The sequence below is a fragment of the Nitratidesulfovibrio vulgaris str. Hildenborough genome (genome assembly GCF_000195755.1).
In the GTDB taxonomy this organism is placed as follows: Bacteria; Desulfobacterota; Desulfovibrionia; order Desulfovibrionales; family Desulfovibrionaceae; genus Nitratidesulfovibrio; species Nitratidesulfovibrio vulgaris.
In genome coordinates this window covers 3,490,353-3,514,205 of sequence record NC_002937.3, presented here as the reverse complement: position 1 = coordinate 3,514,205, position 23,853 = coordinate 3,490,353, and the positions used below count along the sequence as shown (strand labels likewise).

18 protein-coding genes are annotated in these 23,853 nt (G+C 65.4%); 9 read left to right on the top strand and 9 right to left on the bottom strand.

Translation table 11 applies throughout. From position 1 onward, the window contains the following. The 5 genes from kdpB to DVU_RS15650 all read left to right on the top strand — a co-directional run bounded on the left by kdpB (window position 1) and on the right by DVU_RS15650 (window position 6,949). Window positions 1-2,037, top strand: a complete 2,037-nt coding sequence (kdpB, locus tag DVU_RS15670) for a potassium-transporting ATPase subunit KdpB (protein ID WP_010940594.1) — start codon at window positions 1-3, stop codon at window positions 2,035-2,037. Window positions 2,038-2,046: 9 nt separating this feature from the next. Beyond that, window positions 2,047-2,604, top strand: a complete 558-nt coding sequence (kdpC, locus tag DVU_RS15665) for a potassium-transporting ATPase subunit KdpC (RefSeq protein WP_010940593.1) — start codon at window positions 2,047-2,049, stop codon at window positions 2,602-2,604. Window positions 2,605-2,685: 81 nt separating this feature from the next. Further along, window positions 2,686-3,825 carry a universal stress protein gene (locus DVU_RS15660; RefSeq protein WP_010940592.1) on the top strand — a complete coding sequence of 380 codons (1,140 nt, stop codon included), beginning with the start codon at window positions 2,686-2,688 and terminating at the stop codon, window positions 3,823-3,825. After that, window positions 3,822-5,603: a sensor histidine kinase gene (locus DVU_RS15655; protein ID WP_010940591.1), complete on the top strand. Its 1,782-nt coding sequence runs from the start codon at window positions 3,822-3,824 to the stop codon at window positions 5,601-5,603. The genes DVU_RS15660 and DVU_RS15655 overlap by 4 nt, the downstream gene beginning before the upstream one ends. Further along, a complete protein-coding gene (locus tag DVU_RS15650) occupies window positions 5,600-6,949 on the top strand; it encodes a sigma-54-dependent transcriptional regulator (protein WP_010940590.1) in 1,350 nt (449 codons plus the stop codon). The genes DVU_RS15655 and DVU_RS15650 overlap by 4 nt, the downstream gene beginning before the upstream one ends. Before the next feature lie 292 nt (window positions 6,950-7,241). On the opposite strand, the gene DVU_RS15645 is transcribed toward DVU_RS15650, so the two are convergent. The 3 genes from DVU_RS15645 to DVU_RS15635 are packed head-to-tail and all read right to left on the bottom strand — an operon-like array spanning window position 7,242 to window position 10,242. Next, window positions 7,242-7,700, bottom strand: coding sequence for an HMA2 domain-containing protein (locus tag DVU_RS15645; protein WP_010940589.1), 459 nt, complete (start codon window positions 7,698-7,700; stop codon window positions 7,242-7,244). After that, on the bottom strand, window positions 7,697-9,955 hold the full coding sequence (locus tag DVU_RS15640; RefSeq protein WP_014524648.1) for a heavy metal translocating P-type ATPase: 2,259 nt from the start codon (window positions 9,953-9,955) through the stop codon (window positions 7,697-7,699). Before DVU_RS15640 ends, DVU_RS15645 begins: the two co-directional genes overlap by 4 nt. A gap of 11 nt (window positions 9,956-9,966) precedes the next feature. Then, window positions 9,967-10,242 carry a hypothetical protein gene (locus DVU_RS15635; protein WP_010940586.1) on the bottom strand — a complete coding sequence of 92 codons (276 nt, stop codon included), beginning with the start codon at window positions 10,240-10,242 and terminating at the stop codon, window positions 9,967-9,969. 828 nt (window positions 10,243-11,070) lie between these two features. On the opposite strand from DVU_RS15635, the gene DVU_RS15625 reads away from it, so the two are divergent. Together DVU_RS15625 and DVU_RS15620 are read left to right on the top strand one after the other, a co-directional pair. Then, window positions 11,071-11,454, top strand: a complete 384-nt coding sequence (locus DVU_RS15625; protein WP_010940583.1) for a DMT family transporter — start codon at window positions 11,071-11,073, stop codon at window positions 11,452-11,454. Continuing rightward, window positions 11,451-11,783 carry an SMR family transporter gene (locus DVU_RS15620; protein ID WP_014524647.1) on the top strand — a complete coding sequence of 111 codons (333 nt, stop codon included), beginning with the start codon at window positions 11,451-11,453 and terminating at the stop codon, window positions 11,781-11,783. Before DVU_RS15625 ends, DVU_RS15620 begins: the two co-directional genes overlap by 4 nt. 391 nt (window positions 11,784-12,174) lie before the next feature. On the opposite strand, the gene DVU_RS15615 is transcribed toward DVU_RS15620, so the two are convergent. From DVU_RS15615 to DVU_RS15605, 3 genes are all read right to left on the bottom strand, one after another. Next, complete coding sequence (locus DVU_RS15615; RefSeq protein WP_014524646.1) at window positions 12,175-12,885, bottom strand: ABC transporter ATP-binding protein; 711 nt, start codon at window positions 12,883-12,885, stop codon at window positions 12,175-12,177. A 174-nt stretch (window positions 12,886-13,059) separates the two neighbouring features. After that, on the bottom strand, window positions 13,060-14,526 hold the full coding sequence (locus DVU_RS15610; protein ID WP_010940579.1) for an ABC transporter permease: 1,467 nt from the start codon (window positions 14,524-14,526) through the stop codon (window positions 13,060-13,062). After that, window positions 14,523-14,981 (bottom strand): DUF2318 domain-containing protein, encoded by a 459-nt coding sequence (locus DVU_RS15605; protein WP_010940578.1) that lies wholly within the window; start codon window positions 14,979-14,981, stop codon window positions 14,523-14,525. The genes DVU_RS15610 and DVU_RS15605 overlap by 4 nt, the downstream gene beginning before the upstream one ends. Before the next feature lie 233 nt (window positions 14,982-15,214). Here DVU_RS15605 and DVU_RS15600 point away from each other — a divergent pair, with 233 nt between their 5' ends. Then, window positions 15,215-15,631 (top strand): hypothetical protein, encoded by a 417-nt coding sequence (locus DVU_RS15600; protein ID WP_014524645.1) that lies wholly within the window; start codon window positions 15,215-15,217, stop codon window positions 15,629-15,631. Window positions 15,632-15,889: 258 nt separating this feature from the next. Here the strand turns inward: DVU_RS15600 and pruA are convergent, their stop codons facing one another. The 3 genes from pruA to DVU_RS15585 form a co-directional block, all read right to left on the bottom strand. Beyond that, window positions 15,890-18,910 (bottom strand): L-glutamate gamma-semialdehyde dehydrogenase, encoded by a 3,021-nt coding sequence (gene pruA / locus DVU_RS15595; protein ID WP_010940575.1) that lies wholly within the window; start codon window positions 18,908-18,910, stop codon window positions 15,890-15,892. A gap of 448 nt (window positions 18,911-19,358) precedes the next feature. Beyond that, the gene (locus tag DVU_RS15590) at window positions 19,359-20,282 is read right to left on the bottom strand and encodes a dihydroorotate dehydrogenase (protein ID WP_010940572.1); all 924 of its coding nucleotides are present in this window, start codon (window positions 20,280-20,282) and stop codon (window positions 19,359-19,361) included. Between the two features lie 8 nt (window positions 20,283-20,290). Next, window positions 20,291-21,109, bottom strand: coding sequence for a dihydroorotate dehydrogenase electron transfer subunit (locus tag DVU_RS15585; RefSeq protein ID WP_010940571.1), 819 nt, complete (start codon window positions 21,107-21,109; stop codon window positions 20,291-20,293). A gap of 380 nt (window positions 21,110-21,489) precedes the next feature. Between DVU_RS15585 and DVU_RS15580 the strand changes: the two genes are divergently transcribed. After that, window positions 21,490-23,466, top strand: coding sequence for a peptidase U32 family protein (locus DVU_RS15580; RefSeq protein WP_010940570.1), 1,977 nt, complete (start codon window positions 21,490-21,492; stop codon window positions 23,464-23,466). The last annotated feature ends 387 nt before the right edge of the window (window positions 23,467-23,853 follow it).

Genomic DNA, 23,853 nt, shown 5'->3' with positions numbered 1-23,853 from the left:
ATGCACACCGCAAACAACACTTCGACACCTTCTGCCCTCTACCGGCGCGCATGCATCGACGCCATCGGCAAGCTACGCCCGAATCATATGGTACGTAATCCGGTCATGTTCACCGTTGCCGTCGGCGCCCTGCTAACCACTGTCGCCTTCGTCCGCGACATGATGGCCGGTTCCGGCGTCCTGTTCAGCGCGCAGATTACGTTATGGCTATGGGCTACCGTCCTGTTCGCCAACTTCGCCGAGGCACTGGCAGAAGGGCGAGGCAAGGCACAGGCAGACAGCCTGCGCCATGCCCGCCGTGACACCCCGGCGCATCAGGTGCAACCCGACGGCACGGTGCAGGTGGTATCTGCCTCGACCCTGCAACGCGGCGATGAGGTCGTCGTCGCAGCGGGCATGGTCATTCCCGCCGACGGCACCGTGATCGCCGGGGCTGCCGCCGTGGACGAGTCGGCCGTCACCGGAGAGTCGGCACCTGTCATCCGTGAGTCGGGCGGCGACAGAAGCGCCGTCACCGGCGGTACGACGGTCATCTCCGACACCCTGCGCATCAAGGTCACACAGGAACCGGGAAAGTCGTTCCTCGACCGGATGATAGCCCTTGTCGAAGGGGCCGAGCGTAAGAAGACGCCCAACGAGATAGCCCTGAACATCCTTCTTGCGGGTCTCACGCTCATCTTCATCCTCGCCACGGTGACCCTCAAGCCCATGGCCCTGTTCCACGGTGCGCGGGTGGACGTGGTGGTTCTCGCCGCCTTGCTGGTGTGTCTCATCCCCACCACCATCGGAGGGCTGCTGGCGGCGATCGGCATCGCCGGCATGGACAGGCTGCTGCGTCGCAACGTGCTGGCGATGTCCGGTCGTGCCGTCGAGGCCGCAGGAGACGTGGACGTGCTGTTGCTGGACAAGACGGGGACGATAACCCTCGGCAACCGCATGGCCACCGCATTCATCCCCATGCCGGGCATCTCTCCCGAACACCTGTGCAAGGCCGCCCTGCTTGCATCCCACGGTGACGAGACTCCTGAAGGTCGTTCCATCGTCACCCTTGCCCGGACTGAACTCGGCACGGGTCTCCCCGCGATGCCCGACAACGCCACGTTCATCCCCTTCCGGGCGGAGACCCGCATGAGCGGCAGCGACTACACCGGGACGTCCATCCGCAAGGGCGCAGCCGATGCCGTGAAAGCGTGGTTGCGGGGACTGGGGAGGCACATGGACGAGACGACACTCGACACCGTGGTGCTGGATATCGCGGCACAAGGCGGGACGCCGCTCGTCGTCGCATCCGACACCGAGGGGGTGCTGGGGGTCATCCACCTGAAGGACATGGTCAAGCCGGGCATAAGCGACAGGTTCGAACGCATCCGCGCCATGGGCATCCGCACCGTCATGGTCACCGGCGACAACAGGCTCACCGCCCGCTCCATCGCGGCTGAAGCCGGTGTGGACGACTTTCTCGCGGAGGCGAAACCGGAGGACAAGCTCGACCTCATCGTGCGCCTGCAAAAGGAAGGAAGACTGGTCGCCATGTCGGGTGACGGAACGAACGACGCCCCGGCACTGGCACAGTCGGACGTGGGGTTGGTCATGAACACCGGCACTCAGGCTGCGCGTGAGGCCGGGAACATGATCGACCTCGATTCCGACCCCACCAAGCTCATCGAGATCGTCGAAATCGGCAAGCAGCTGCTCATCACGCGGGGGGCGCTCACGACCTTCAGCGTCGCCAACGACATCGCGAAGTACTTCGCCATCATCCCGGCCATCTTCGTGGCTTCGCTGCCACAGCTTGCGGCCCTGAATGTCATGGGACTCTCCAGCCCCCGGAGTGCCGTCCTCTCTGCGGTCATCTTCAATGCGCTGATCATCGTCGCGCTCATCCCCCTCGCCTTGCGTGGCGCGCACTACCGCCCGCGTTCCACGGGCGCCACCCTGCGGCGCAATCTGCTCGTGTACGGGCTGGGCGGGCTTGTCGCCCCGTTCGTGGGCATCAAGGCCATCGACATCCTTCTTACCGCCCTCGGCCTCGCATAGGAGACGAAGATGTTACGACAGGCATTCGCATCGACCCTGATGCTCGTACTGCTCCTCGGGGTAGCCTATCCGGCGGTGGTGACCATGGTGGGCCAGTCGCTCTATCCCGTACAGGCCAACGGTTCCCTCGTGCTGTGTGACGGCAGGGCCGTGGGTTCGCGTCTGGTGGCACAGCGCTTCGACTCTGACCGCTACTTCCATCCGCGCCCGTCGGCGGCAGGAGAGCATGGCTACGACGGCAGGGCCTCCGGGGGCTTCAATCAGGGGCCGACAAGTCGTGCTCTCTCCGACCGCCTGCACGAGACCGCAACGCGCTTGCGCGCGGGGCAGCCTTCGACGGCGCTCCCCGTCGACCTCTTCACCGCCTCGGCCAGCGGGCTTGACCCGCACATTACCGTCGAGGCGGCGCGGTTCCAGGCGCGTCGTGTCGCGCAGGCGCGTGATGTCTCGACGGTCAGGGTCAACGCCCTGATAGATGCCATGACCGAAGGGCGTGAGATGGGCATTCTGGGGCAGCCGCGGGTCAATGTCCTGATGCTCAACTTGGTACTGGACGACGGCGTCTAGCGCGGGTAACCCCGTAGCTGGAGACATTCGGCGCGCGCCCTGCAGGGGTGCGCGCCCACCCTCATTGCAGGATGATGCCCTATGGACGACTTCTCCGAGATTCTCGCACGCAAGAGACAGGGGTCTCTCAAGGTCTACCTCGGCTATGCGGCTGGTGTGGGCAAGACCTATGCCATGCTGCAGGAGGCGCACCGCCTCGCCAGAGAAGGGCTGGACGTGGTCATAGGCTACGTCGAACCTCACGACAGGGCAGACACGCTGGCCCTTGTGGAGGGGCTCGAACAGGTGGCACCCCGCAAGGTCGCCATCGCAGGAAGCGATTTCACGGAAATGGACGTGCCCGGCATCATCGCCCGCCGTCCACAGGTCGTGCTGGTGGACGAACTCGCCCATACCAATGCTGCGGGGTCCGAGAACGGCAAACGCTATCAGGACGTGCTGAAGGTGCTCGAGGCTGGCATCAACGTCATCACCACCCTCAATGTGCAGCACCTCGAATCGGTGGCGGAACGCGTGGAGTCGGTCGCCGGGGTGCGTGTGCAGGAGCGCCTCCCGGACGCCATCCTGCGTCGGGCCGATCAGGTGGTGAACGTCGACCTCACGAAGGAAGACCTGCGTGAACGCCTGCGGCAAGGGCGCATCTACTCCCCGGAGCAGGCCGAACGTGCGCTTGGCGGGTTCTTCTCGTACCGGAACCTCTCGTTCCTGCGTGAGTTGTGCCTGCGCGAGGCTTCGGGCGATCAGGTCCGCAAGATCGAGGAACAGGAGCATTTTCCGCGGCATTCGGCCGGGGATGTCATCGAAGGGGTGATGGTGGCACTCAGCTCGAGCCCGACCGATGCCGAGACGCTCATCCGCCGCGGCGTGCGCATCGCGCACCAGATGGGCTCTCCCTGCTACGTCGTCTATGTGCAAAGGCCCAGTGAGAACCCGACCCGCATCGACTCGGGTTTGCAGCGTGTCCTGCAGGGCAACCTGCGGCTGGCGACCCAACTCGGGGCCGAGGTCGTCCAGCTGGCTGGCGGCGACATCGCCGAGACCCTCGCCAACTTCGCCAGCGAACGCAATGTCCGCCACGCGGTGTTCGGCAAATCGAGGCTGTCGCCGTTGCTGGAAAGGGTACGGGGGTCGTTCATCCTCGAATTCCTGCATGACGCGGTCGGGGTGGATGTCCACATCGTCAATACCACGCCACGCCAGCCGGGGCAGGAGCGCGCATGACCGTCCTCCCCACTCTCCAGAAGAACATACGGAGGGCCTTCGGACGGCTGATGCTCCTGTTCGGTTGCCTCGGGGCGCTGCTCGTCCTGGCGTTCTTCATCGCCGGACGACTGCCTACCCTGCTCGTGCGCATGAACTACGACTCCATCGCCTATGTGCGTCAGATGGAGGAGGCCGTTTTTGCACTGCGGCTGCCGGAACAGCACGTACCGCATGGTCATCAGGGGCGTGAGGCCGCCTTCGACGAGGCATTGGCGCGTGCTTCGGCCAATGTGACGGAACCTGATGAACCGCAGGCCATCGAGGCCGTGCGCAACGCGTGGGACCAGTTCAGGGAATCCCGCGATGACGAGAGTTACGCCCACCTGCATACGGCACTGGTGCATCTCGTCGATGTCAACGAGCGCGGCATGTTCCGAAGGCTCGACCGGAGCAACCTGTACCGGAACCTGACACTGGCTGGCGCTGTGGTCGTCTTTCTTGCCGGGACCCTGTGGGCGATGTTCCTTGCGGACGCCGTCTCGATGCGGCTGTCGCACCCGTTACGGCGCATGGCCGAACTGCTCAAGGACAGGCCCCCCCTCGGCACCCGCCTTCATCTGCCTGCCCCGCAGACGCTCGAGGTGCGCATCCTCTTCGACGAGTTCGAGCGCCAATGGACGCGGCTTGGCGAACTCGACACCGTCAACCTGAACCGCCTGCTGCGCGAGAAGCGCAAGCTGGAGGTCATCCTCGAATCTGCCGACGACGCCATCATCGTCATGGACAACACCGGTTGTGTGGCGCATGTCAGCCGCAGCATGACCACTCTCCTCGGCATGCCGGAGCACGAACTGCTGGGGCAGCCGTGGCATGACCTTTCGACCATGGACGAGAACTATCTCGCCCTGCGGGGCATCCTGCGGGATGACCTCGTGGGCAAGGGCGAGGTCGAACTGACCTGCAACGGCGAACCGCGCGTGTTCATCGTCCGCCGCCGTTCGCTGCATGACGGCGTGCGAACCGACGGCGGTCAGGTGTTCCTTCTGGGTGACGTGACGGAGAAGAAAAGACGCGAGAGCCTGCGGTCGGAGATGATGGACTGGATATCGCACGAACTGAAGACCCCGGTGCAGTCGCTGGGGCTTGCCGCTGAACTCCTGGGCAGGCAGGACACGCAGGACGATGACATGCGCCTGCTGGTGGACACCATACGGGAAGACGCTGTGCGTCTGCGGACGGTGTCGAGGCAGTTCATGGACATCGCCCGCATGCGCGTCGACATGCTGCGCCTTGAAAGACGCGATGTCGACATGGCACAGCGCCTCGGCGCATGGCTCACACCTTTCAGACTGCTCGCCCGAGAGAAGGGCGTGGGCATGGAGGTCGACGTGCGGCAGGCGCCTGCCGTCGTCTCGGTCGATGAAGACCGTTTCTCGTGGGTCGTCTCCAACCTCGTTGCGAATTCCCTGCAGGCGTCACCCAGGAACACGACGCTCACGGTACGGCTGACCGAAGCCTCCGGAGACCTCACCCTGACCGTCGAAGACGAAGGGCCCGGAGTGCCGCGCGAACTCGAAGAACGCATGTTCGAACCCTACTCGCATGGGAGGGCCGCAGGAACGAAGCTGGGCCTCGTGGGGCTGGGGCTTGCCATCTCGCGCACCATCGTCGAGGCGCATGGCGGACGTCTGGCCTATGAACGACGCGACGGGCGCAGTCTCTTCACCGTCCATATCCCGCAAGGGACACCCCATGGGGCGACGCTTGCGACCAGCCTGCAACAGGAGGGCGCATGACGCCTCACGCCGACCTCGACGTGCTCATCGTCGATGATGACGAAGCCATCGTCCGCACCTTGCTCATCGGGCTGAAGGGCATGGGGTGCAGGACACGGGGGGCACACTCCCCTTCCGCCGCACTCGAGACCCTTCGCAGACATCCTGCCGACCTCGTCCTCACGGACATGCGCATGGAAGAGAGGACGGGGGTCGACCTCATCCGCGAGGTCTCCATGCTGTACCCGCATACGGTCTGTGTCATCATGACCGCGTTCGCAAGCTACGAGAACGCCGTCGCCGCCATCAAGGCGGGAGCCTTCGACTATATGCCCAAACCCTTCGGCATGGACCAGTTGCAGCACCTTGTCCGGAAGGTCTCGACGCTCATCGGACTCCGGCGCGAGAACGCCCGCCTGCGGGACGAGGCGGCGCCCGACTGGTTCTCCGGGCTCACCTCCCCGGCGAGTCGCGCCCTTGAAGGGCTCATAGACCGCATCGCACCCACGGACGCCACGATGCTCTTCACCGGCGAGACGGGCACCGGAAAGACCGAACTGGCACGGACGCTTCACCGCAGGTCGCACCGGGCTGCCAGGCCCTTCGTGGAGGTGACCTGCACCACCATCGCCGAAACCCTCTTCGAGTCCGAGGTGTTCGGTCATGCGCGGGGCGCTTTCACCGGGGCGGTGAAGGACCACGCGGGCAAGTTCGAACAGGCGAACGGGGGAACGCTCTTTCTGGACGAGGTCGGCGACCTCGCCCCTGCGATGCAGTCGAAACTGCTCCGTTTTCTCGACGACAGGGTCATCGAGCGCGTGGGCGGCAGCGCGGGCATCGAACTCGATGTCCGGGTGATAGCCGCCACCAACCGTGACCTGACGCAGATGGTGGCGGAGGGAACGTTCAGGGAAGACCTGTACTATCGGCTCAACACGTTCGAATGCCACATCCCGCCCTTACGTGAACGGCGCGAGGACATCCCCCCGCTGGCGACACGCCTGCTGCACCGGGCCCTCGTCCGCTACCCGTCCGAACACCCTCCGGTGATCACCGAAGAGGTCTTGCACCTGCTCATGTCACACGACTGGCCCGGCAATGTGCGTGAACTGCGCAACGTCATGGAACGCGCCACACTGCTCTGTGCCGGAGGGCCCATCACGCCGTCCCATCTTCCCCCCGCCCTTGTCGCCGGAGAGGGTGCCGTAGCTACGGTGAAGGACGGCATCCCCTCGCTCAGGGAGGTGGAGGAGGCACACATCCGCAAGGTGCTCGGCATGGGCTTCAGCATGGAGCGTGCCGCAGACGTTCTGGGCATCACCACGGTCACCCTCTGGCGCAAGCGCAAGGAGATGGGAACGACCTGATGCGTCATCCCGGCAGATGCCGAGGATTGGGCAACACGTTGCCATATCGCCCTTCAGGTGCTGGAGAGAGCTCTCTTGACTGGGCCGGAGAAATGGTGCGCCAGCATGTCTTGTACCGCGGGCGGGACAGGAAGCAGGCTGCTCCCTGCAGGCAGGCCTGCAGAGAGGAAGGCGTAGGTGTTATCGAAGACCACAGGCAAGACGCCCCGGTGCGCAGGCTCCGGGGCGTCGGTGTCGTCAGTGACGGGGTTTAACGATGCGGGTAAGGCGGGGTGGGCAATGACGGCGACGGCTACCGCAGCAGTTGCCTGCGGTAGGCATAGATGTGGTAGGCGTTGCACAGCGTGAACAGAGTCCCTGCCGCCACATGAGCCTTCTCGCGTCCGGCGAGGCCAAGCAGCAGCGTCGCGCCAAGGGTGACCATCATGCCACGCTTGGCGAGGCGCGCCGTCTCCCGCCTGTCGAGGCCGCGTCGCTTTCGTACACCGTGTCCCTCCTGCTTTCCCGATGTCTGCCCATACCCTGAAACGGTGAGATAGTCCGTGCAGCGGGCCGCCGCCCGTGCGAGGTCGTCTTCGCTCACGACCGCGGTGTCGTAGCGAACCAGCAATGAACCTGTACGAGGATTGGCCGTGACGTCGATGATGCCGTCCGTCACGCGTAGGAGTGCGCACAACTTGCCGGATTCGTCTGCGTCGTGCAGGCGCGGGTGACGCAACCGCACCCTGCCCGGTATGCAACTGGTGATCATGCGGTGTCGCCTCCGGCCCTTTCCATGGCGGGCAGTAGGGGGCGCATGGCGTTGAGTGCCACGCCCACGGTGGTGAGGTTGTGCAGGACGGCGGCGACGCCGGGGCGTGCCAGCCCCGCCAGCCCCGCCGCGAGAAAGAGCGTGTTGAGGGTCATGGTGGAGATGAAGCCGTGGCGGATGCGCGCAAGCGTGCGTCTGCCAAGCTCACGTGCCACGGCAAGGTCGGTGAGGTCGCAGTGCAGCAGCACCACGTCTGCCACTTCGCGGGCAAGGTCGGTGCCGTCGCGCAGGGTCACCCCCACGTCGGCGGACGACAGTGCCGGGGCGTCGTTGATGCCGTCACCGACCATGATGACCGTGTGCCCCTGTGCCTTGAGTTCCTGCACGACGAACGCCTTGTCGGCAGGCAACACCTGCGCCCGGTATTCATCGATGCCCAGCCGTGCTGCCACTGCGGCGGCGGTGCGTTCACCGTCGCCGGTGAGCATGAGGATGCGCCGCACGCCCGACTGACGCAGTGCCGTGACCACGGCGGGGGCTTCGGGGCGCAGGGGGTCTTCAATGCCAAGCACTCCGGCGAGACGTCCTCCGATGGCAAGATAGAGCACCGAGTGCCCCTGTGCGGACAGCGTGGCGACAGCCTCGTCCATGGTCGATACGGGAACGCCCTCATCCTCGTGGACGAAGTGGTGGCTGCCCACCAGCACACGTTCCCCGTGCAGGCGCGAGGCGATGCCGTGGGCCACCACGTACTCGACCTCGGCATGTTCCTCGTGGTGTTGCAGGTGTTGCTCTTCGGCCTTGTGCACCACCGCCCGCGCCACCGGGTGCGGGAAGTGCTCTTCGAGGCAGGCGGCGATACGCAGCACGTCATCGCGTTCGAATCCCTCGGCGGGGATGACGGCGGTGACGCGCGGACGCGCCTCGGTGAGAGTCCCCGTCTTGTCGAAGACGACGGCGTCCGCCGCCGCCAGCCCTTCGAGGAAGCGGCCGCCCTTCACCAGCACCCCGCGAGAGGCCCCTTCGCGCATGGCGGACAGGATGGCCAGTGGGGTGGCAAGCCGTATGGCGCAGGAATAGTCCACAAGCAGTACCGATGCGGCACGCGCCGGGTCGCGGGTCAGCAGCCAGACGGACGCCGCAAGGGCGAAGCTGAACGGCACCACGGCATCGGCCAGACGTTCGGCCTTGCCCTGAATACCCGCCTTGAGCGCTTCCGAGCGTTCGATGAAGTCGACGATGCGGCTGAGGCGCGTCTCGTGCCCCACCCCCGTGGCGCGTATGCCAAGGGTGCCCTCCTCGACCACCGTCCCGGCAAAGACGGCCGCGCCCGCCACTCGCATGACGCCAAGGGGTTCGCCCGTCATCGAGGCCTGATTGACCAGTGCCTCCCCGTCGACGACCACGCCGTCGACGGGGATGGCACCGCCTGCGCGCACGACGACCACATCGCCGTCAGCCAGCGAGGCGAGGGGCACCTGTACCTCCGCCTCGCCGCGGCGCACCCATATGGTGTCCACATCCAGCGCGAGACTGGCGGCAAGCCCCTCGCGTGAGGCCTTGCGCGTCCACGCCTCCAGTGCCTCCCCCACGGCAAGCAGGAAGGTGATGGTGCCCACTGACCTGAAGTCGCGGCGCAGCAGCGAGACGCCGATGGCCGCAGCGTCGAGGACGTCGACGCTGAGTCTGCCGCGGGCCAGTGAACGCAGGCCCTGCGTGATGAACGGCGTCGCCCTGAGAAGGGCGGTCGCCATGCGCACGGGGGCGGGCAGCAGTGGGCGCAGCAGCAGATAGCGCAGCAGACGGCCTAGACCCATCCCCGGCCCGTGCCCCATGCCCTGCCCAGCGACTGCGAAAGCCCCCTGACCGGAAGGCACGCACACGTGTCGGGCATCGCAGGCCTGCCGGGGGGCACCCTGTGCGCGCCCCGCCCTGCGGGCCTGCTGGCGGCGCGTACGTTGGGCTGCATCCCGTTGGCATGAGGGGTGATGCCGCCTGTGGTGGATTTCGGCATCGCCAGTGCAAGGGGCGCTGCCAGCAGAGGCTTCTGCCACTGCGCGCAGGGCTGCGGCGCGAGAGGAAGCCCCGGCATGGTTGAAGAGCAGGCTTCCGGTGCGCGGGGTGCAGCGGCAGCCGGTGACGCCTTCGACAGCTTCGACGACGGACGCCAGATGCGCCCCGAAGCCTTCATCGAAGCCTCGGGGCGCGCGCAGACGCACACGCCCCGGAATCTCGTGAACGATGCGGAAGTCCATGCCCGCTACCGTCACGCCCCGGCCTTGGCGGGCTCCTCGGGGGTGGTCTCCTGCGCTGCTTTGCGGGTCTCAGCTGCATGGGTGGCTTCCGCCATGAGGTCTTCCATGTTCTCGCGGGCGGTCTCCATGGTGGTCATCACCTTTTCCTTGAGGTCGATGCCCTTGCCAAGCAGGTCGGTCACCACGGGCTTGAGGTCTATCTTGCCCTTGCCGAGGGCGACCGCGCCCAGTGCGCCGATGGCTACGCCGCCGAGTAGTAAGAGGCCGTACTTCATGTTCTCGTTCATCGAAGGCTCCTTGCTTGGGCGCACGCGGATGGTGTGCGCGATGATTGGATACCGCGCTTGATACTGAAATTGAAAATCTAAATCAATACCAAAGTGGTTCACAACGCCTTGCTGTTGCCCAGCCGGAAAGACGGGTCGGGGCAAGAAGGCGGGATGACGCAGCATGGTAGCGTATGGATGGACGCATCAACGGTCTGCGGGAGATGGCACAGTGCAACGATGGGCAACATCCATGTGCAGATACAGGCCCGCAGAGGCTTGAGGCGGCCCGATGCCCGCATCGCCCTTGGCAATGGCAAGCACCGGAGGGCCAGTCGTGGTCGTATGCCCCGAAGGGCCACGGCGCGAAGATGGCTTGGCGTGTGCCTCGGCAGCGCCCCTGCGCTGTTTGCGTGCACAATAGATTCATGGTATCGAAAAAGCATGTTCCATGCCCGCCCCATACCGACGCGCTCATCCCTGCGCGTCATCTCCGCCGAAGAACGCTACTGGCGCTCTGCGCTGTAGGCCGATTGCGCCTACGCAGGAACGGCGTTTCCGTCGTTCGCGCGTTGTGTGTTCCGGCTATCGCCCCTCTAGCCTTCGCCCCGTCAGGGCGTGGTGAAGCCCCTTGCATGGGGCGGGGGCATTCAGACCAACCGCACTCCCCGGCCTCACAGGGCCAAGGTCAGGCATCCTTTCGGCTGGACGGGTGTTGTGATCTCCTGCTTGCCCATCCTTGACGGATGGCGCGGCACCCCTTGCATCGTGGTTCGCCGTGCGTGTCGTCACGGGTGCGGGCGGGGAGTTCCGCATGACATGCGTATGCAGACGCATGATGAGGTTCCCATGTCAACGACCTACTACTGGCTGTGCCTGCTCGCTTCCATCGTCTTCGAGGTGGCGGGCACAAGCGTGATGAAACTCTCGCAGGAGACGTGGCCTTTGCTCGGCATGGGCTGCATGTACCTGCTGCTGGGGCTTTCGTACTTCTTTCTCGCCCGTGCGGTGGTGAAGCTGCCCGTGGGCGTTGCCTATGCCTTCTGGGAAGGCCTCGGCCTCACGCTCATCACCATCGTCAGCGTGACGTTGCTCGACGAACGGCTTGATGCCATGCGCCTTGCCGCCCTTGGCATGGTGCTGGCGGGTACGCTGCTGGTGCACCATGGCACCGCACACGGCAGGGACGATGAAGAGGCAGAGGCTGCCTCCGGCGGCGAGGGACGGATATGAGCATGTTCATGGCGTGGAGTTTCGTACTGGCGGTCATGCTCGCCGCTGCACTGGAAGTGGCGGCCAACCTGCTGCTGTCGCGGTCTGACGGATTCCGGCGTCTGGGTCTCGCGTCCAGCGCGCTGGTGCTGGTGGGACTGGCTTTCACCTGCCTTGCCTACGCGGTGCGTGGCATGGACCTCGCGGTGGCGTATGCGCTGTGGGGCGGCTTCGGCATTCTGGGCACCTCGCTGGGCGGCTGGTGGCTGCACGGGCAGCGTCTGAAGCCTGCCGCGTGGGCGGGCATGGCACTGCTCATCGGCGGCATGGCACTCCTGCATCTGGCCTAGCCGGGGGTGTCGCCACGGCAGCTTGAAGCCTGCATGAAGCCTGCATGATGCCTGCATGACGCCTGCATGATGCATGCCCCCCTGCGCAGCATGGGCTGCGCCCGAATCTGCCTATGACAACGCGTCCGCAAGCGCCTCTGACAGGGGCTTGCGGACGTTCGTGTTCGTGGCGCGGCCATCATCCGCGGGGGGCCGGAGGATGCCGGGCCGAGCGCGGAGGTCGGATGCGGCTTGCGGTTGCATGTGCCAGCATCGTCATGTGTGCGGCGTGTCGCCGCGCAACAGGTACTGACGGGGGCTGCCGATTGCCATCGGGCGCTGTCGGGCATGCCGGGTTCCGGATGCCGAAAAGGTTGCCGTGCCACGCCGCAGAATGGCGCGGACATGCCCGTCAGGCAGGGCGAAGGCAGCCGTCGGCCATATGCAGCGTGCGGTGCGCGAGGCTGGCATATTCGGCGTTGTGTGTGACCATGACGATGGTCAGCCCTCCCCCGTTCAGTGTCTGCAAAAGCTGCATCACGTCGTCACCGGTTGCGGAGTCGAGGCTGCCCGTGGGTTCGTCGGCGAACAGGATGCGGGCGTCACGGACGAGGGCGCGGGCGATGGCCACCCGTTGCTGTTCACCCCCCGAAAGTTGCCCCGGCAGTGCGTCAGCACGGCCCGCCAATCCCACGCGCGTCAGCACGTCGCGTCCCTTGTCGCGCAACGGTGCCGGGATGGGCGTGAGGCTCGCCATGAAGGGCAGCAGCACGTTCTCAAGGGCGCTGAGATAGGGCATGAGGTGGTGCTGCTGGAAGATGACGGCGAAGTCCCTGTGACGCAATGCGTTGCGGCGGGCTTCCGTGGCGGTGGTGATGTCTTCGCCTTCGTAGAGCACATGCCCGCTGTCGGGCAGGCTCAATGACGCCAGCACGTTGAGGAGCGTGCTCTTGCCCGAACCCGACCTGCCGACGACGGCGATGAACTCCCCTTCCGCCACGGAGAGGCTGGTGTCATACAGTACCGGACTGTGCGCACCGGGATGGCTTTTGGTGATATGGCGGGCTTCGAGCATCATGTCTCCGTTTTTGAGATTCGGGTCGGCGGTGTTGGCGGACGGCATGGTCGCGCGTGGCCGGCAGGTTGCGGAATGGCTGTTGCCGTTCACATCGGCAACAACCGTTCCGTGTTGCGGTTGCGTGTCAGCAGCACAATGCCTGCCCTGTTGCCGGAGGCCCGTTGCAGGGCTGTGCCGGGATATCGGCCTCACGCGGAGGCGTCGTGGCCCGCGTAGGCCTTACAGGGCCACGAGTGCCTCGGCGGGTTCCACACGCGATGCCTTCCATGCAGGGAAGGCCGCTGCCAGCGTGGACAGCAGGGCGATGCCCGCCGTGGTGAGCACCAGCCACACCGGGTCGAAGGGGGGGGCTGCGCCGTCGCCGAGATGCAGGGCGTCGATGATGCGTCCGGCAAGTACATGCCCGCTGGCATAGCCGACAGCACCCGATGCCACACCCACCATGAGCGCCTCCACGGCGAACACGGCGAACACGTGCGCGCGAGAGAACCCCACCGAGCGCAGGATGCCTATCTCCCGCTTCCGTTCGTTGACGGACGAAAGCATGGACATCACCACCATGGAGCATGCCGTGAGCAGGATGACCACACTGACGGTGAGGGCGAGGTCTTGCGCGAAGCGCACGGAATACATGCGCTGTTCCACCACATGGCGCAGGGCGCGTATGTCGAGGCCGGGTGCCGCCTGTGCCAGCTGGGCCACGATGTCGTCGATGGGGCATCCGGAACACAGGGCCGCCACTTCGATGAAGCTGGCCTGGTCGTGTCGTGCCGTGGCCTGCTGCACCGTGGCGATGTCGGTGAAGGCCACGCCGTCATCGTCGCTGCCCGTGGCGTCGAGCACCCCTGTCACAGGCAGTTCCCGCTCGCCAAGCCGTATGGTTCCCCCGGGGCCTATGCCAAGCCGCATTGCCGCCGCGTGCCCCAGAACCACTTCTCCCGGGCCATGCGGGAACCGCCCGAAGACATTCCAGAATCCCTTGAGGGCGCGTTCCTGCACCCAGTCCACACCCACCACTGCGATGGGCACAGGTGCCTCATGTGGTGACTCTTCGGGCGCATAAGCCAGTGGCTGCGTCCCTTGAGCGTGGGTTCTTGCGTCCATGGGGGCGGCGTCGCGGATTCCGGTTCGGGGGTGCCCTGCCCCGTGCTGCGCTTCAGGCTGTGAACCGGGCTGCGCGGGGTGCGGCGTATTGGGGTGCGAATCGGGCGGCGAAGCGGGGCGGGGCTCTTCAGGGGATGCGTGCCCATCTGCCGCCTGCGCCATGTTGGTGTGACCCATCGCCGCATGCGCGTCGGTGGCGGGTGCGGGAGGTGCCCACCCGCCGACGAGAGGGGTGGCACGACCCGTGGCGAGCAATTTGGGGGCTACCGCGGCGAGGTTGGCCTTCAGCGGTATCGAACCGATGCGTTCGAGTGTCCCGGTCAGGGGCATCCTGCCCGTGTCGAGAAGCACGTCACCGAGGGAGAAGCCGCCGTAACTCACGTTGAGCGTCTCGCGGTGCGGTGCCACGAGGATGTTCGCCCCGAAGCTGGTGAGTTTTCGTTCGAAACTGTCTCCCACCACCTTGGAGACTTCATGCAGGGCGACGATGGACGACACCCCCAGCGTGAACACGGCAAAGAGCGTCAGCGTCCGCAACCAGCGGGTACGCAGGCAGCGTACCGGAATGGTGAGAAGGTTCATCGGCCTGCCGGGAAGTAGCGGGTGCCCGCCTCGAGGTCTGCCGCGGCGATGCGTACGGTGTCGCCTTCAACCGCGAAGGGAAGCGGATGAGGGTTGCAGCCGCCCTTCACGTCCCCGATACGGTTGGCGTGGAATTCCATGCCGCAGTTGACGCATCGCATGCGGTCGCCCTTCTGTTCGTACCCCTTGCCCGCATGGAAGCACACGTCACAGGCGTCGAGTGCGGCACGCAGCCGCCCGTCGGGGCTTTTCACCAGAAAGAAGCGGACCTCCCCGCCCTTGGCCTCATACCTGTAGAACGTCGCCTTGCCCGTAGAGGCGTCGGTCGCGGAGACGGAGACGATGCCGTCTTCGGCGCGGACACGTTCGTATTTGCCCCCGAAGCCGAGAAAGGCATGGGCCGTGGTGACGAAGGTCAGCAGAAACGCCGCGGTGAGTGCCATGAAACGTACCATGGAGGCTCCTTGTATGGATGATGCCCTGACGGTCGAGGTGGAGGAGTGCGAATGGACATGCGCATCCAGCCGGAAGGGTCGGTCTCGACTCTTCTGGATGTATGCCGGACTGCACTAGTCCAGATATGTCCAGTGCGGCGTGAGAGCAATCGCTGACATGCCATTATTAATCGCATGTCTTATATCTTGGCGCGATGTATGGTAGTTCAGCGTGAACTATGGAGGAATCGAACATGGAACTGGCGGCTTTGCTTTTCTATCTGCTGATCATGTACGCAATAAACGGGGTGGTCATCCACGTGCTGGCACGGCGCAAGGGCTACCGGGGTTTCTGGTGGGGGTTCCTCGCGTGGTGCCCGCTGGTCAATTTCATCGGCGCGATGTTCGTGCTGGGACTTCCCGACCTTGTGGTGCGCGAGATGGTGGCCAACCTTGCGGCGGAACGTGTTCGCTTCCCTTGTCCCTACTGCGCCGAAGCCATCCTCCCGGAAGCGGTCCTGTGTCGGTACTGCGGTAGTGATGTCTCGCCGCGAGGGTTGTCTGCAAGGGGGGCGACACGTGAAGAGGGTCACGCAGCGTCCGGGGCTGACCACGTGGCTTCGGGCGGGGGCACAGTGCCTACCGCTGGAGGAGAATCCTCCGGCGCGTAATGTCCGGCATCGCGGTTGTCTGGCAGTGACTCACGCTGCCGGTCAGCCTGTGCGGAACGTGCCGGGAGACCCCATGTCTGGCAGCAGGTGGCGGCACCCGGTCGTCCGGTACCATCCTTCTGATGCATCGCGCCGCGTTGCGTTGCGCAATGAAAGGGCGACCTCCCCAGTGGAAGGTCGCCCTTCATTGTGGTCTGTCTGGCGTGGGCCGTGCGTATAACCTCGTCGAGGCCGTGCACTGCCCTCGTCACCCGCCCTCTAGACGATCCAGTCGTCGTCCTCGTCGATGGGGGTGAAACCGCGACGCATGGTGTTCTCCGTCACCACGCGCGGGTCCATGAACTGCAACAGGTAGTCGGGCCCGCCCGTCTTGGAGCCCACGCCGGACATGGCGAAGCCGCCGAAGGGCTGACGCTCGACAAGCGCCCCGGTGGAGCCCTTGTTGAGGTAGAGGTTGCCCACGCGGAATTCGCGGCGTGCCTTGTCGAGGTGTTCGGGGCTGCGCGAGAAGACGGCACCCGTCAGGGCGAAGCGCGTACCGTTGGCGATGGAGAGGGCCTCATCGAAGGTCGCGGCGCGCATGACGGCAAGCACAGGGCCGAAAATCTCCTCCTGCGCGATGCGATGTTCGGGCCGGATGTCGCCGACGATGGTAAGTGGCACGTAGCAGCCTTCCGCGGGAAGGTCGGTGCGCTTGAGCAGCACCCTGCCCTCTTCTTCGGCGATGCGGATGTAGTCGCTGACGTTCTTCTGCAAGGTGGCGTCAGCCACAGGGCCCATGTAGTTGGACGGGTCTTCGGATGGGCCGATGTGGATGGACGAGGCGGCCTTCACCAGCCGTTCGATGAAGCGGTCGTAGATGGCGTCGAGAACGATGACCCGTGAGCAGGCCGAGCACTTCTGCCCCTGAAAGCCGAAGGCGGAGTACAGCACCTGCAACACGGCCTCGTCGAGGTCGGCGTCGTCGTCGATGATGGTGGCGTTCTTGCCGCCCATCTCGGCGATGACGCGTTTGCACTGCCGCTGCCCGGGCTGCACCTTCGCGGCCTTCTCCTGAATGCGCAGGCCCACTTCCATGGAGCCCGTGAAGCAGATGAGGCTGATGTCGGGGTGTTCGACGAGGTAGTCGCCCATGATGGAACTGCGGCCGGGGCAGTAGTTGAACACGCCCTCGGGAAGCCCCGCCTCGCGGAAGACCTCGGCAAGGTTGTAACCGATGCGCGACGAGATGGACGAGGGCTTGAAGATGACGGGGTTGCCCGTGACGATGGCTGCCGAAGCCATGCCGATGGCGATGGCGAACGGGAAGTTCCACGGGGCGATGACCGCCGCGATGCCCTTGGGCTGATAGAACAGGTGGTTGTGCTCGCCGGGCGCGCGCCCCATGCGCCGGGGTGCGCCAAGGCGCAGCATCTCACGCGCATAGTATTCGAGGAAGTCGATGCCTTCGGTCACGTCATGGTAGGCCTGGTCCCACTGCTTGCCCACCTCGACGACCTGCCATGCCGAAAGTTCCCAGATGCGCTTGCGGCAGATGTCGGCGGCACGACGCAGGTAGGCGGCCCTGTCGGCGGGCGACGTGTCGCGCCATGTGAGTGCCGCCTTCTTCGCGGCGGCGATGGCGTCGTCGATTTCCGGCCGTCCGGCCTGACATATGGAGGCGACCACCTCTGCGGGCTTCGCCGGGTTGGTGGTGGGGATGAGGTCTGCGGTGGTCACGTCGCGCCCGCCGATGTACAGCGGCACCGTCTGCCCGAAGCGCGAGCGCACGTCGGCCAATGCCTCGACGAAGGCCTTGCGGTTGTCGGGCACGGTGAAGTCGATCATGGCGTCGTTGGTGAAGGGCGGCAGACCGCCGGGCCCCGGTTCGACGGCGCGGGGTTCGGGCCGTGCGGCAAGCAGGCGGTGCAGGGTCTTCTGCGGGTTCTCCAGAAGACGCTCGAGGGCGGCCCCTTCGGCGAAGCTTTGCCGCAGGAACGACTCGTTGGCGGTGTTCTCCAGCAGACGGCGCACGAGGTAGGCCATGCCGGGGATGAGTTCACCGTAGGGGCAGTACAGGCGCACGCGCCCCGCCACGTTCTTGAGGCCCTTGCGCACGGGTTCTGCCATGCCGTAGAGCACCTGAAACTCGTAGCGGTGTTCGGGCACGTTCAGCGCGAGGGCCGTCTCCATGACGGCGGCGATGGTGCGCACGTTGTGCGACGCGCAGGCGAAGTACACGATGTCGCTGTTCTCGAGGATGCGGTGCGCCAGCTTCTCGTAGGCGATGTCCGACTCGGGCTTGTCGGTCCAGACCGGAATCTCCCAGCCGTTCTGCTTGGCGATGACGGTCTCGTAGTCCCAGTACGCGCCCTTCACGAGGCGGATGCCGATGGGCAGCTTCTCGCTGCGTGCCCAGTGCAGCAGGTCATCAAGGTCCTTCTCGGTATCGCGCAGGTAGGCCTGCAACACGATGGAAAGATGCGGGTAGTGACGGAATTCGGGGTCGGAACGCAGGCGCTTGAAAAGCTCCAGCGTCATCTCCTTGTATTTGAGCTGCTCCATGTCGATGCACAGGAAGCCGCCCATGGCCACCACCTTGCGGTAGATGGGCACAAGGCGCGAGAGGATGCCGCGCACCGAGCCTTCCACGTCGACGGGCTTGGCCTGCGAGTAGAGGGCCGAAGGCTTGATGGAGACGTTGACCTTGGGTGTGGCACCCCAGTCGAAGCCCTCCACCGGGCCGTTGCCGGGCAGCGCCTTCCATTTCTCCTGCTCACGGGCGATGGCGTCGACCACTTCGTGGTAGCCCTGCGCGTAGGCTTCTGATTCCTCTTCGCTGACGGTGGCTTCACCGAGAAGGTCGACAGTGAAGGTGAAGCCGTCCTTGCGAAGCTTCGCAAGGCCCTTCACGGCTTCCTTGCTGTTGTCGCCGATGATGAACTGGCGCGCCATGCCCTCGATGTTGGAGCGGATGGTCATGCCCATGAGCTTGGCGGTGAGTGCCCCGCCGATGCCCGCCTTGCCCGCGCCCCACTTGAGTACGGGGGGGATGTCGGCGTCTTCTGTGGCGAAGTACTCGCGGATGTGCCGCAGGAGTGATTCGGAGGTGTTGAGGTAGGGCAGCACGTCCACGAAGCGGAACAGCTGCACCTTGAAGTCCTCGTTCTGCATGGCCCAGTCCATGACCTTACCGGTCCACCATCCCTTGTTGAAGATGGAGGGGGCCTCGCCGCTGATGCTTCTGAAGAACTCTTTGCCGCGCTCGACGACCTTGCCGTCGAGATGTTGCTGATCCATGCGTTCCTCCTGCGGGGTGCTGCTGTCGTGTGCGTGTGACGTGGTCTCTGCGTGGCTCCTGTGACCTGCCTGAGGTGGAAGGTCGCTATTTTACATGATTGCAAAGGTTGTAGACGCTACGCCGTGGCAAATCAAGAGGGAGCTTCGATATGTGACGGTGCTGCGTGAGAAAAGCATGGTCAGGGCCCTGTATGCCGGGTGTGTGGATGCAGTCCGCAAGGGGCACGTCGATGATGTCGTGGTGGAGAGCATGGAGAGGGTGTGACGCTGCCATTTGATGGTGCGCCACATTTTATTTCAGGGTGCGCACATGTCCGCAGTCGCCGTGGCGGTGCATCGCCGAGTCGCATCATCAATGCAAAAGGGGCGAAAGCGGTGTATGCCGCTTCCACCCCTTGGGGTTGCAGACATTCCACAAGATGGCTGCCGCCATCCCGTGGACAACTGATCAGGCTTTGAGTGAACCCCTGAAGGCGTCCCAGTCGGTAATGCCCATGCGGTCGCACAACTCGTTCAGCTCATCCACCAGCCGGAAGGCGAAGTCGGGCCGCATGAAGTTGGCCGTACCCACCTGCACGGCGTGGGCGCCGACGAGGATGAACTCCAGCACGTCTTCGGCGGAGGCGATGCCCCCGATGCCGATGACCGGAATGGAGACGGCCCGCGAGACCTGCCAGACGCAGCGCAGCGCCACGGGCTTGATGGCGGGCCCCGAGAGGCCCCCGATGACGTTGGCCAGCAGCGGCCTGCGGGTGCGGATGTCTACGCCCATGCCCGACAGCGTGTTGATGCACGACAGCATGTCGGCCCCGGCATCCTCCACGGCGCGCGCCATGGTCACGATGTCGGTGACGTTGGGCGAAAGCTTGACGATGACGGGCTTGGCCCCGGCGCGCATCTTCACCGCCTCGGTGACGCGGGCGGCCTGACGGGCGTCCTGCCCGAAGAGGATGCCGCCCTCTTTCACGTTGGGGCACGAGATGTTGACCTCGAGGGCGGCCACGCCCTCTTCGGCTGCCAGTACGGCTGCCAGTTCGCCGAATTTGCCGGGGTCGCAGGCGTAGATGTTGGCGATGACGGGCAGTTCGCGCCACGGCAGACGGGGCAGCTTCTCGTTGATGAAGCACTCCACCCCGTCATTCTGCAGGCCCACGGCGTTGAGCATGCCACAGGGGGTCTCTGCCACGCGGGGCATGGGGTTGCCGAGGCGCGGCTTCAGCGAGAGGCCCTTGACCACGATGCCGCCGAGGGCGGTGAGGTCGCCGTAGGGTTCGAACTCGACACCATAGCCGAAGGTGCCGGAGGCCGTGAGAACGGGGTTTCGCAGGGCGAGGGGGTGCAACCCGCCGGGGATGGTGACGGAGAGGTCCATACGCGCTCCTACGCCTCGTCGAAGGTTATCTGGTCGGCCCAGAAGATGGGGCCGCTGGTGCAGGTCTGCACACGCCCTTCGGCCTTGGCCGGGTCGGGCCACTTCTCGGTGGTACGGCACACGCAGCCGAGGCACGCGCCCACGCCGCAGGCCATGCGCGTCTCGAGCGACAGTTGCGTCCGTACGCCGTGATGCAGGGCGAGGTCGCGCACCGTCTTCAGGAAGGGCGTCGGTCCGCAGGCGAGGACCAGCCCCTGTTTCTCGGCGAATTCGGCCATGCGGGAGCCCAGAAGGTCGATGAACTTCTGAAGGTCTTCGGGGCATTCCTCCATGTGCGTATCGGCCATGATGCGGTCGCTGATGCTGTCGAAGGGGTAGCAGCCCAGCGGCATGCGGTGCCCGAAGTCCATCCATACGTTCCACGGCTTGGGGTGTTCGTGGACGTAGCCGATGAACGGGGCGATGCCGATGCCGCCGGCAAGCAGCAGCGTGGGGGTGTCGGGTTCGACGGCGAAGCTGTTGCCCAGCGGTCCCCACACGTGCACGGTGTCTCCGGCATGCAATTCGGCGAGGCGGCGCGTACCCCGCCCGACGACCTGAAAGAAGATGACGAGGTCTCGGCGGCTGACGCGGCAGATGGAGAAGGGACGTGCCCATAGCATGTCGAGGGCCCATCCTGCGGGGCGCAGCATGACAAACTGGCCGGGGGCCCATGTGCCCCAGTCTGGCCGTTCGAGGCGCAGGGCATAGAAGCGCGCCTCGCCCGAAGTGAGGCCGAAGGGCACGAGGTCGAGCACCTTGAGTTCGGTGCAGGCGGAGGTGTGCATGTTGCTTTCCTTGGCGGGCAGGTGTCTGCGGGCCGCATTCTGTGATGATGGACTGCGTATACGGTGCGGCAGGGGCACGGACATGCACCCCGAAGTCATTCTTGCGATGTGACGTCGGGGGCAGCCGTCAGTGCCATGGCGCGAACATATATCGCCTGTCCAAGTATGTAGTGCCACGGCGCTTTGCGGTCAATCCCGTAGCACGGGGCGATTTCCCCCGTTCCGGCGGTTCCCGGTGGTGCCGCATCGTCCGCCGGAGCGTTGTGGCGTGGTGTTTGCGCTTGCTCCCGGCGCGAGCTATATTTATATGTCATCGGCGCGCCGTCCGGCGCGACGCCACCCGAACGCGGCCCCTTGCCGCCACCCCGGACCATTCCGCCATGCATCGCAAGCCAGAGATCCTCGCCCCCGCGGGCGACACCTCCGCCTTTCTCGCCGCCATCGCCGCAGGCGCCGACGCCGTATATCTCGGTCTCAAGCACTTCTCCGCCCGTATGCAGGCCGACAACTTCGGCCTCACCGAGCTCTCGCGCCTCGTCGAACTGGCCCATACCCACGACCGCCGTGTCTACGTGGCGCTCAACACCATGCTCAAGCCCGGCGACCCCGACGCCGCCGGACGCCTCATCGCCCGCCTCGCCCGCGACGTGATGCCCGACGCCCTCATCCTGCAAGACCTCGGTGTGGCCGAGGTGGCGCGTCAGGCGGGGTTCAAGGGTGAGTTGCACTTCTCCACCCTCGCCAACGTCACCCACGCCGACGGGCTGCGCGCCGCCAAGGCCTTCGGGGCCGACCGCGTCATCCTGCCGCGCGAACTGAACATCGACGAGGTGCGGAGCATGGGCGAAGCCTGCCCCGAAGGGCTCGACCTCGAACTCTTCGTGCACGGGGCGCTGTGCTACTGCGTCTCGGGCCGCTGCTACTGGTCGAGCTACATGGGCGGCAAGAGCGGCCTGCGCGGGCGCTGCGTGCAGCCGTGCCGCCGCGTCTACCGCCAGAAGGGGCGCGAGGGCCGCTACTTCTCATGCCTCGACCTGTCGCTGGACGTGCTGTCCAAGACGTTGCTCGACGTGCCCAATCTCTCTTCGTGGAAGATAGAAGGCCGCAAGAAGGGGCCGCATTACGTCTTCCATGTGGTCACCGCCTACCGCATGTTGCGTGACAACCCCGACGACCCGCAGGTGCGGAAGGATGCCGAACGCATCCTGAAGATGGCGCTGGGCCGTCCGGGAACCCATGCCGGGTTCCTGCCGCAACGCTCGAAGGGCCCCACCGCCTTCGACGAGCAGACCAGTTCCGGTCTTCTCGTCGGCAAGATTCAGCACGACAAGGAAGGCACGGTCTACTTCAAGCCGCGCATCGAACTGCTGCCGCAGGACTACCTGCGCATCGGCTATGAAGATGAACCGTGGCATGCCACGCAGCCCGTACCGCGCCGCATCCCCAAGGCCGGTTCGTTCACCTTGCGGATGCCCCGCCACAAGACGCCCAAGGCGGGCACGCCCGTGTTCCTCATCGACCGCCGCGAGCCGGAGATGATGCACATCCTGCGCGAATGGCAGAACCGCCTCGCCAAGTGCCACGGGCGCAAGGCCACAGCCGTGGACTTCGAACCGAAGCTGCCCGCCCCAGTACGCGGACGCAAGCGCCCAGACATGGTGCTGCGCAGTTCCGTCCCCCATGGCATGGAGACGCGCGGTTCGCGTGGCGTCGTCACCGGGCTGTGGCTGTCGCCCAAGTCGGTGCAGGAGGTCTCGCGCACGGTGTTCGGGCGTATGGCATGGTGGCTTTCGCCGGTCATCTGGCCCGACGAGGAGGACGCCCACCGGCGCATGGTGGTGCAGGCGCTACGCAACGGTGCGCGGCACTTCGTGCTCAATGCGCCGTGGCAGCTCGGCCTTTTCCCGGAGCGTGACGACCTGGACTTCATCGCCGGGCCATTCTGCAACATCGGCAACGCGGCGGCGCTGGCATGCCTGCGCGAGCACGGCTTCTCCGCCGCCATCGTCAGCCCCGAACTTGCGGGCGAAGACCTGCTCGCCCTGCCCAAAGAAAGCTGCCTGCCGCTGGGTGTGGTGCTTTCCGGCTTCTGGCCCATGGGCATCGCGCGGCATCAGCTTGAGGGCGTGAAGCCCGGCGAACCGTTCTCCAGCCCCAAGGGCGAGGTGTTCTGGGCTCGTCGCTACGGTCAGAACACGTGGATATACCCCGGCTGGCCGCTGGACATCAGCGCCCGTAGGGCTGAACTGGATGCAGCGGGCTATGCCTTCGGCGTGCGCATCGACGAATACCCGCCCAAGAACCTGCCCGAGGCGCGCCGCGCCAGCACGTTCAACTGGGACCTCCCGCTGCTGTAGCGGCGTCACGGCAGGTGGTGCGAACGCAGCTTCCACTGGGGGCGCGCCATTGCGGTCAGCCAGTCTGACGGACAGGCAACGCCGCAACGGTACACGCCCGGATAGATGAGGTGCGGAAGTGCATCTCGCTGATGGCGGCAGCCTGAACGGGCGGTCGCCATCAGGCAGGGGCGGCGCTCCATATCGAGAACTGTCATCTGTCGCATGAGCAATGTCGAACGGCCTCCCACCCGGCAGGGTATGGGAGGCCGTTTCGATATACAGGCACGGGACAGGCGGTGTCGTCGTGCCCGTGGGCGGGCTATGTCATGTGATGGACGGCGATGCCGTCACGTCCGGGGCCGGTTTTCTTGCTGCACCGTCATGGCTGTGCTGGGCTCTTGCGTC

Coding starts and splice junctions, on each gene's coding strand:
- DVU_RS15660 (WP_010940592.1), top strand. CDS start 2,686: ATGGACGACTTCTCCGAGATTCTCGCACGCAAGAGACAGGGGTCTCTC.
- DVU_RS15620 (WP_014524647.1), top strand. CDS start 11,451: ATGAGCATGTTCATGGCGTGGAGTTTCGTACTGGCGGTCATGCTCGCC.
- DVU_RS15590 (WP_010940572.1), bottom strand. CDS start 20,282: ATGGACCTCTCCGTCACCATCCCCGGCGGGTTGCACCCCCTCGCCCTG.
- DVU_RS15600 (WP_014524645.1), top strand. CDS start 15,215: ATGGAACTGGCGGCTTTGCTTTTCTATCTGCTGATCATGTACGCAATA.
- DVU_RS15650 (WP_010940590.1), top strand. CDS start 5,600: ATGACGCCTCACGCCGACCTCGACGTGCTCATCGTCGATGATGACGAA.
- kdpB (WP_010940594.1), top strand. CDS start 1: ATGCACACCGCAAACAACACTTCGACACCTTCTGCCCTCTACCGGCGC.
- DVU_RS15615 (WP_014524646.1), bottom strand. CDS start 12,885: ATGCCGTCCGCCAACACCGCCGACCCGAATCTCAAAAACGGAGACATG.
- DVU_RS15635 (WP_010940586.1), bottom strand. CDS start 10,242: ATGAACGAGAACATGAAGTACGGCCTCTTACTACTCGGCGGCGTAGCC.
- DVU_RS15625 (WP_010940583.1), top strand. CDS start 11,071: ATGTCAACGACCTACTACTGGCTGTGCCTGCTCGCTTCCATCGTCTTC.
- DVU_RS15580 (WP_010940570.1), top strand. CDS start 21,490: ATGCATCGCAAGCCAGAGATCCTCGCCCCCGCGGGCGACACCTCCGCC.
- DVU_RS15640 (WP_014524648.1), bottom strand. CDS start 9,955: ATGGACTTCCGCATCGTTCACGAGATTCCGGGGCGTGTGCGTCTGCGC.
- kdpC (WP_010940593.1), top strand. CDS start 2,047: ATGTTACGACAGGCATTCGCATCGACCCTGATGCTCGTACTGCTCCTC.
- DVU_RS15605 (WP_010940578.1), bottom strand. CDS start 14,981: ATGGTACGTTTCATGGCACTCACCGCGGCGTTTCTGCTGACCTTCGTC.
- DVU_RS15655 (WP_010940591.1), top strand. CDS start 3,822: ATGACCGTCCTCCCCACTCTCCAGAAGAACATACGGAGGGCCTTCGGA.
- DVU_RS15585 (WP_010940571.1), bottom strand. CDS start 21,109: ATGCACACCTCCGCCTGCACCGAACTCAAGGTGCTCGACCTCGTGCCC.
- DVU_RS15645 (WP_010940589.1), bottom strand. CDS start 7,700: ATGATCACCAGTTGCATACCGGGCAGGGTGCGGTTGCGTCACCCGCGC.
- pruA (WP_010940575.1), bottom strand. CDS start 18,910: ATGGATCAGCAACATCTCGACGGCAAGGTCGTCGAGCGCGGCAAAGAG.
- DVU_RS15610 (WP_010940579.1), bottom strand. CDS start 14,526: ATGAACCTTCTCACCATTCCGGTACGCTGCCTGCGTACCCGCTGGTTG.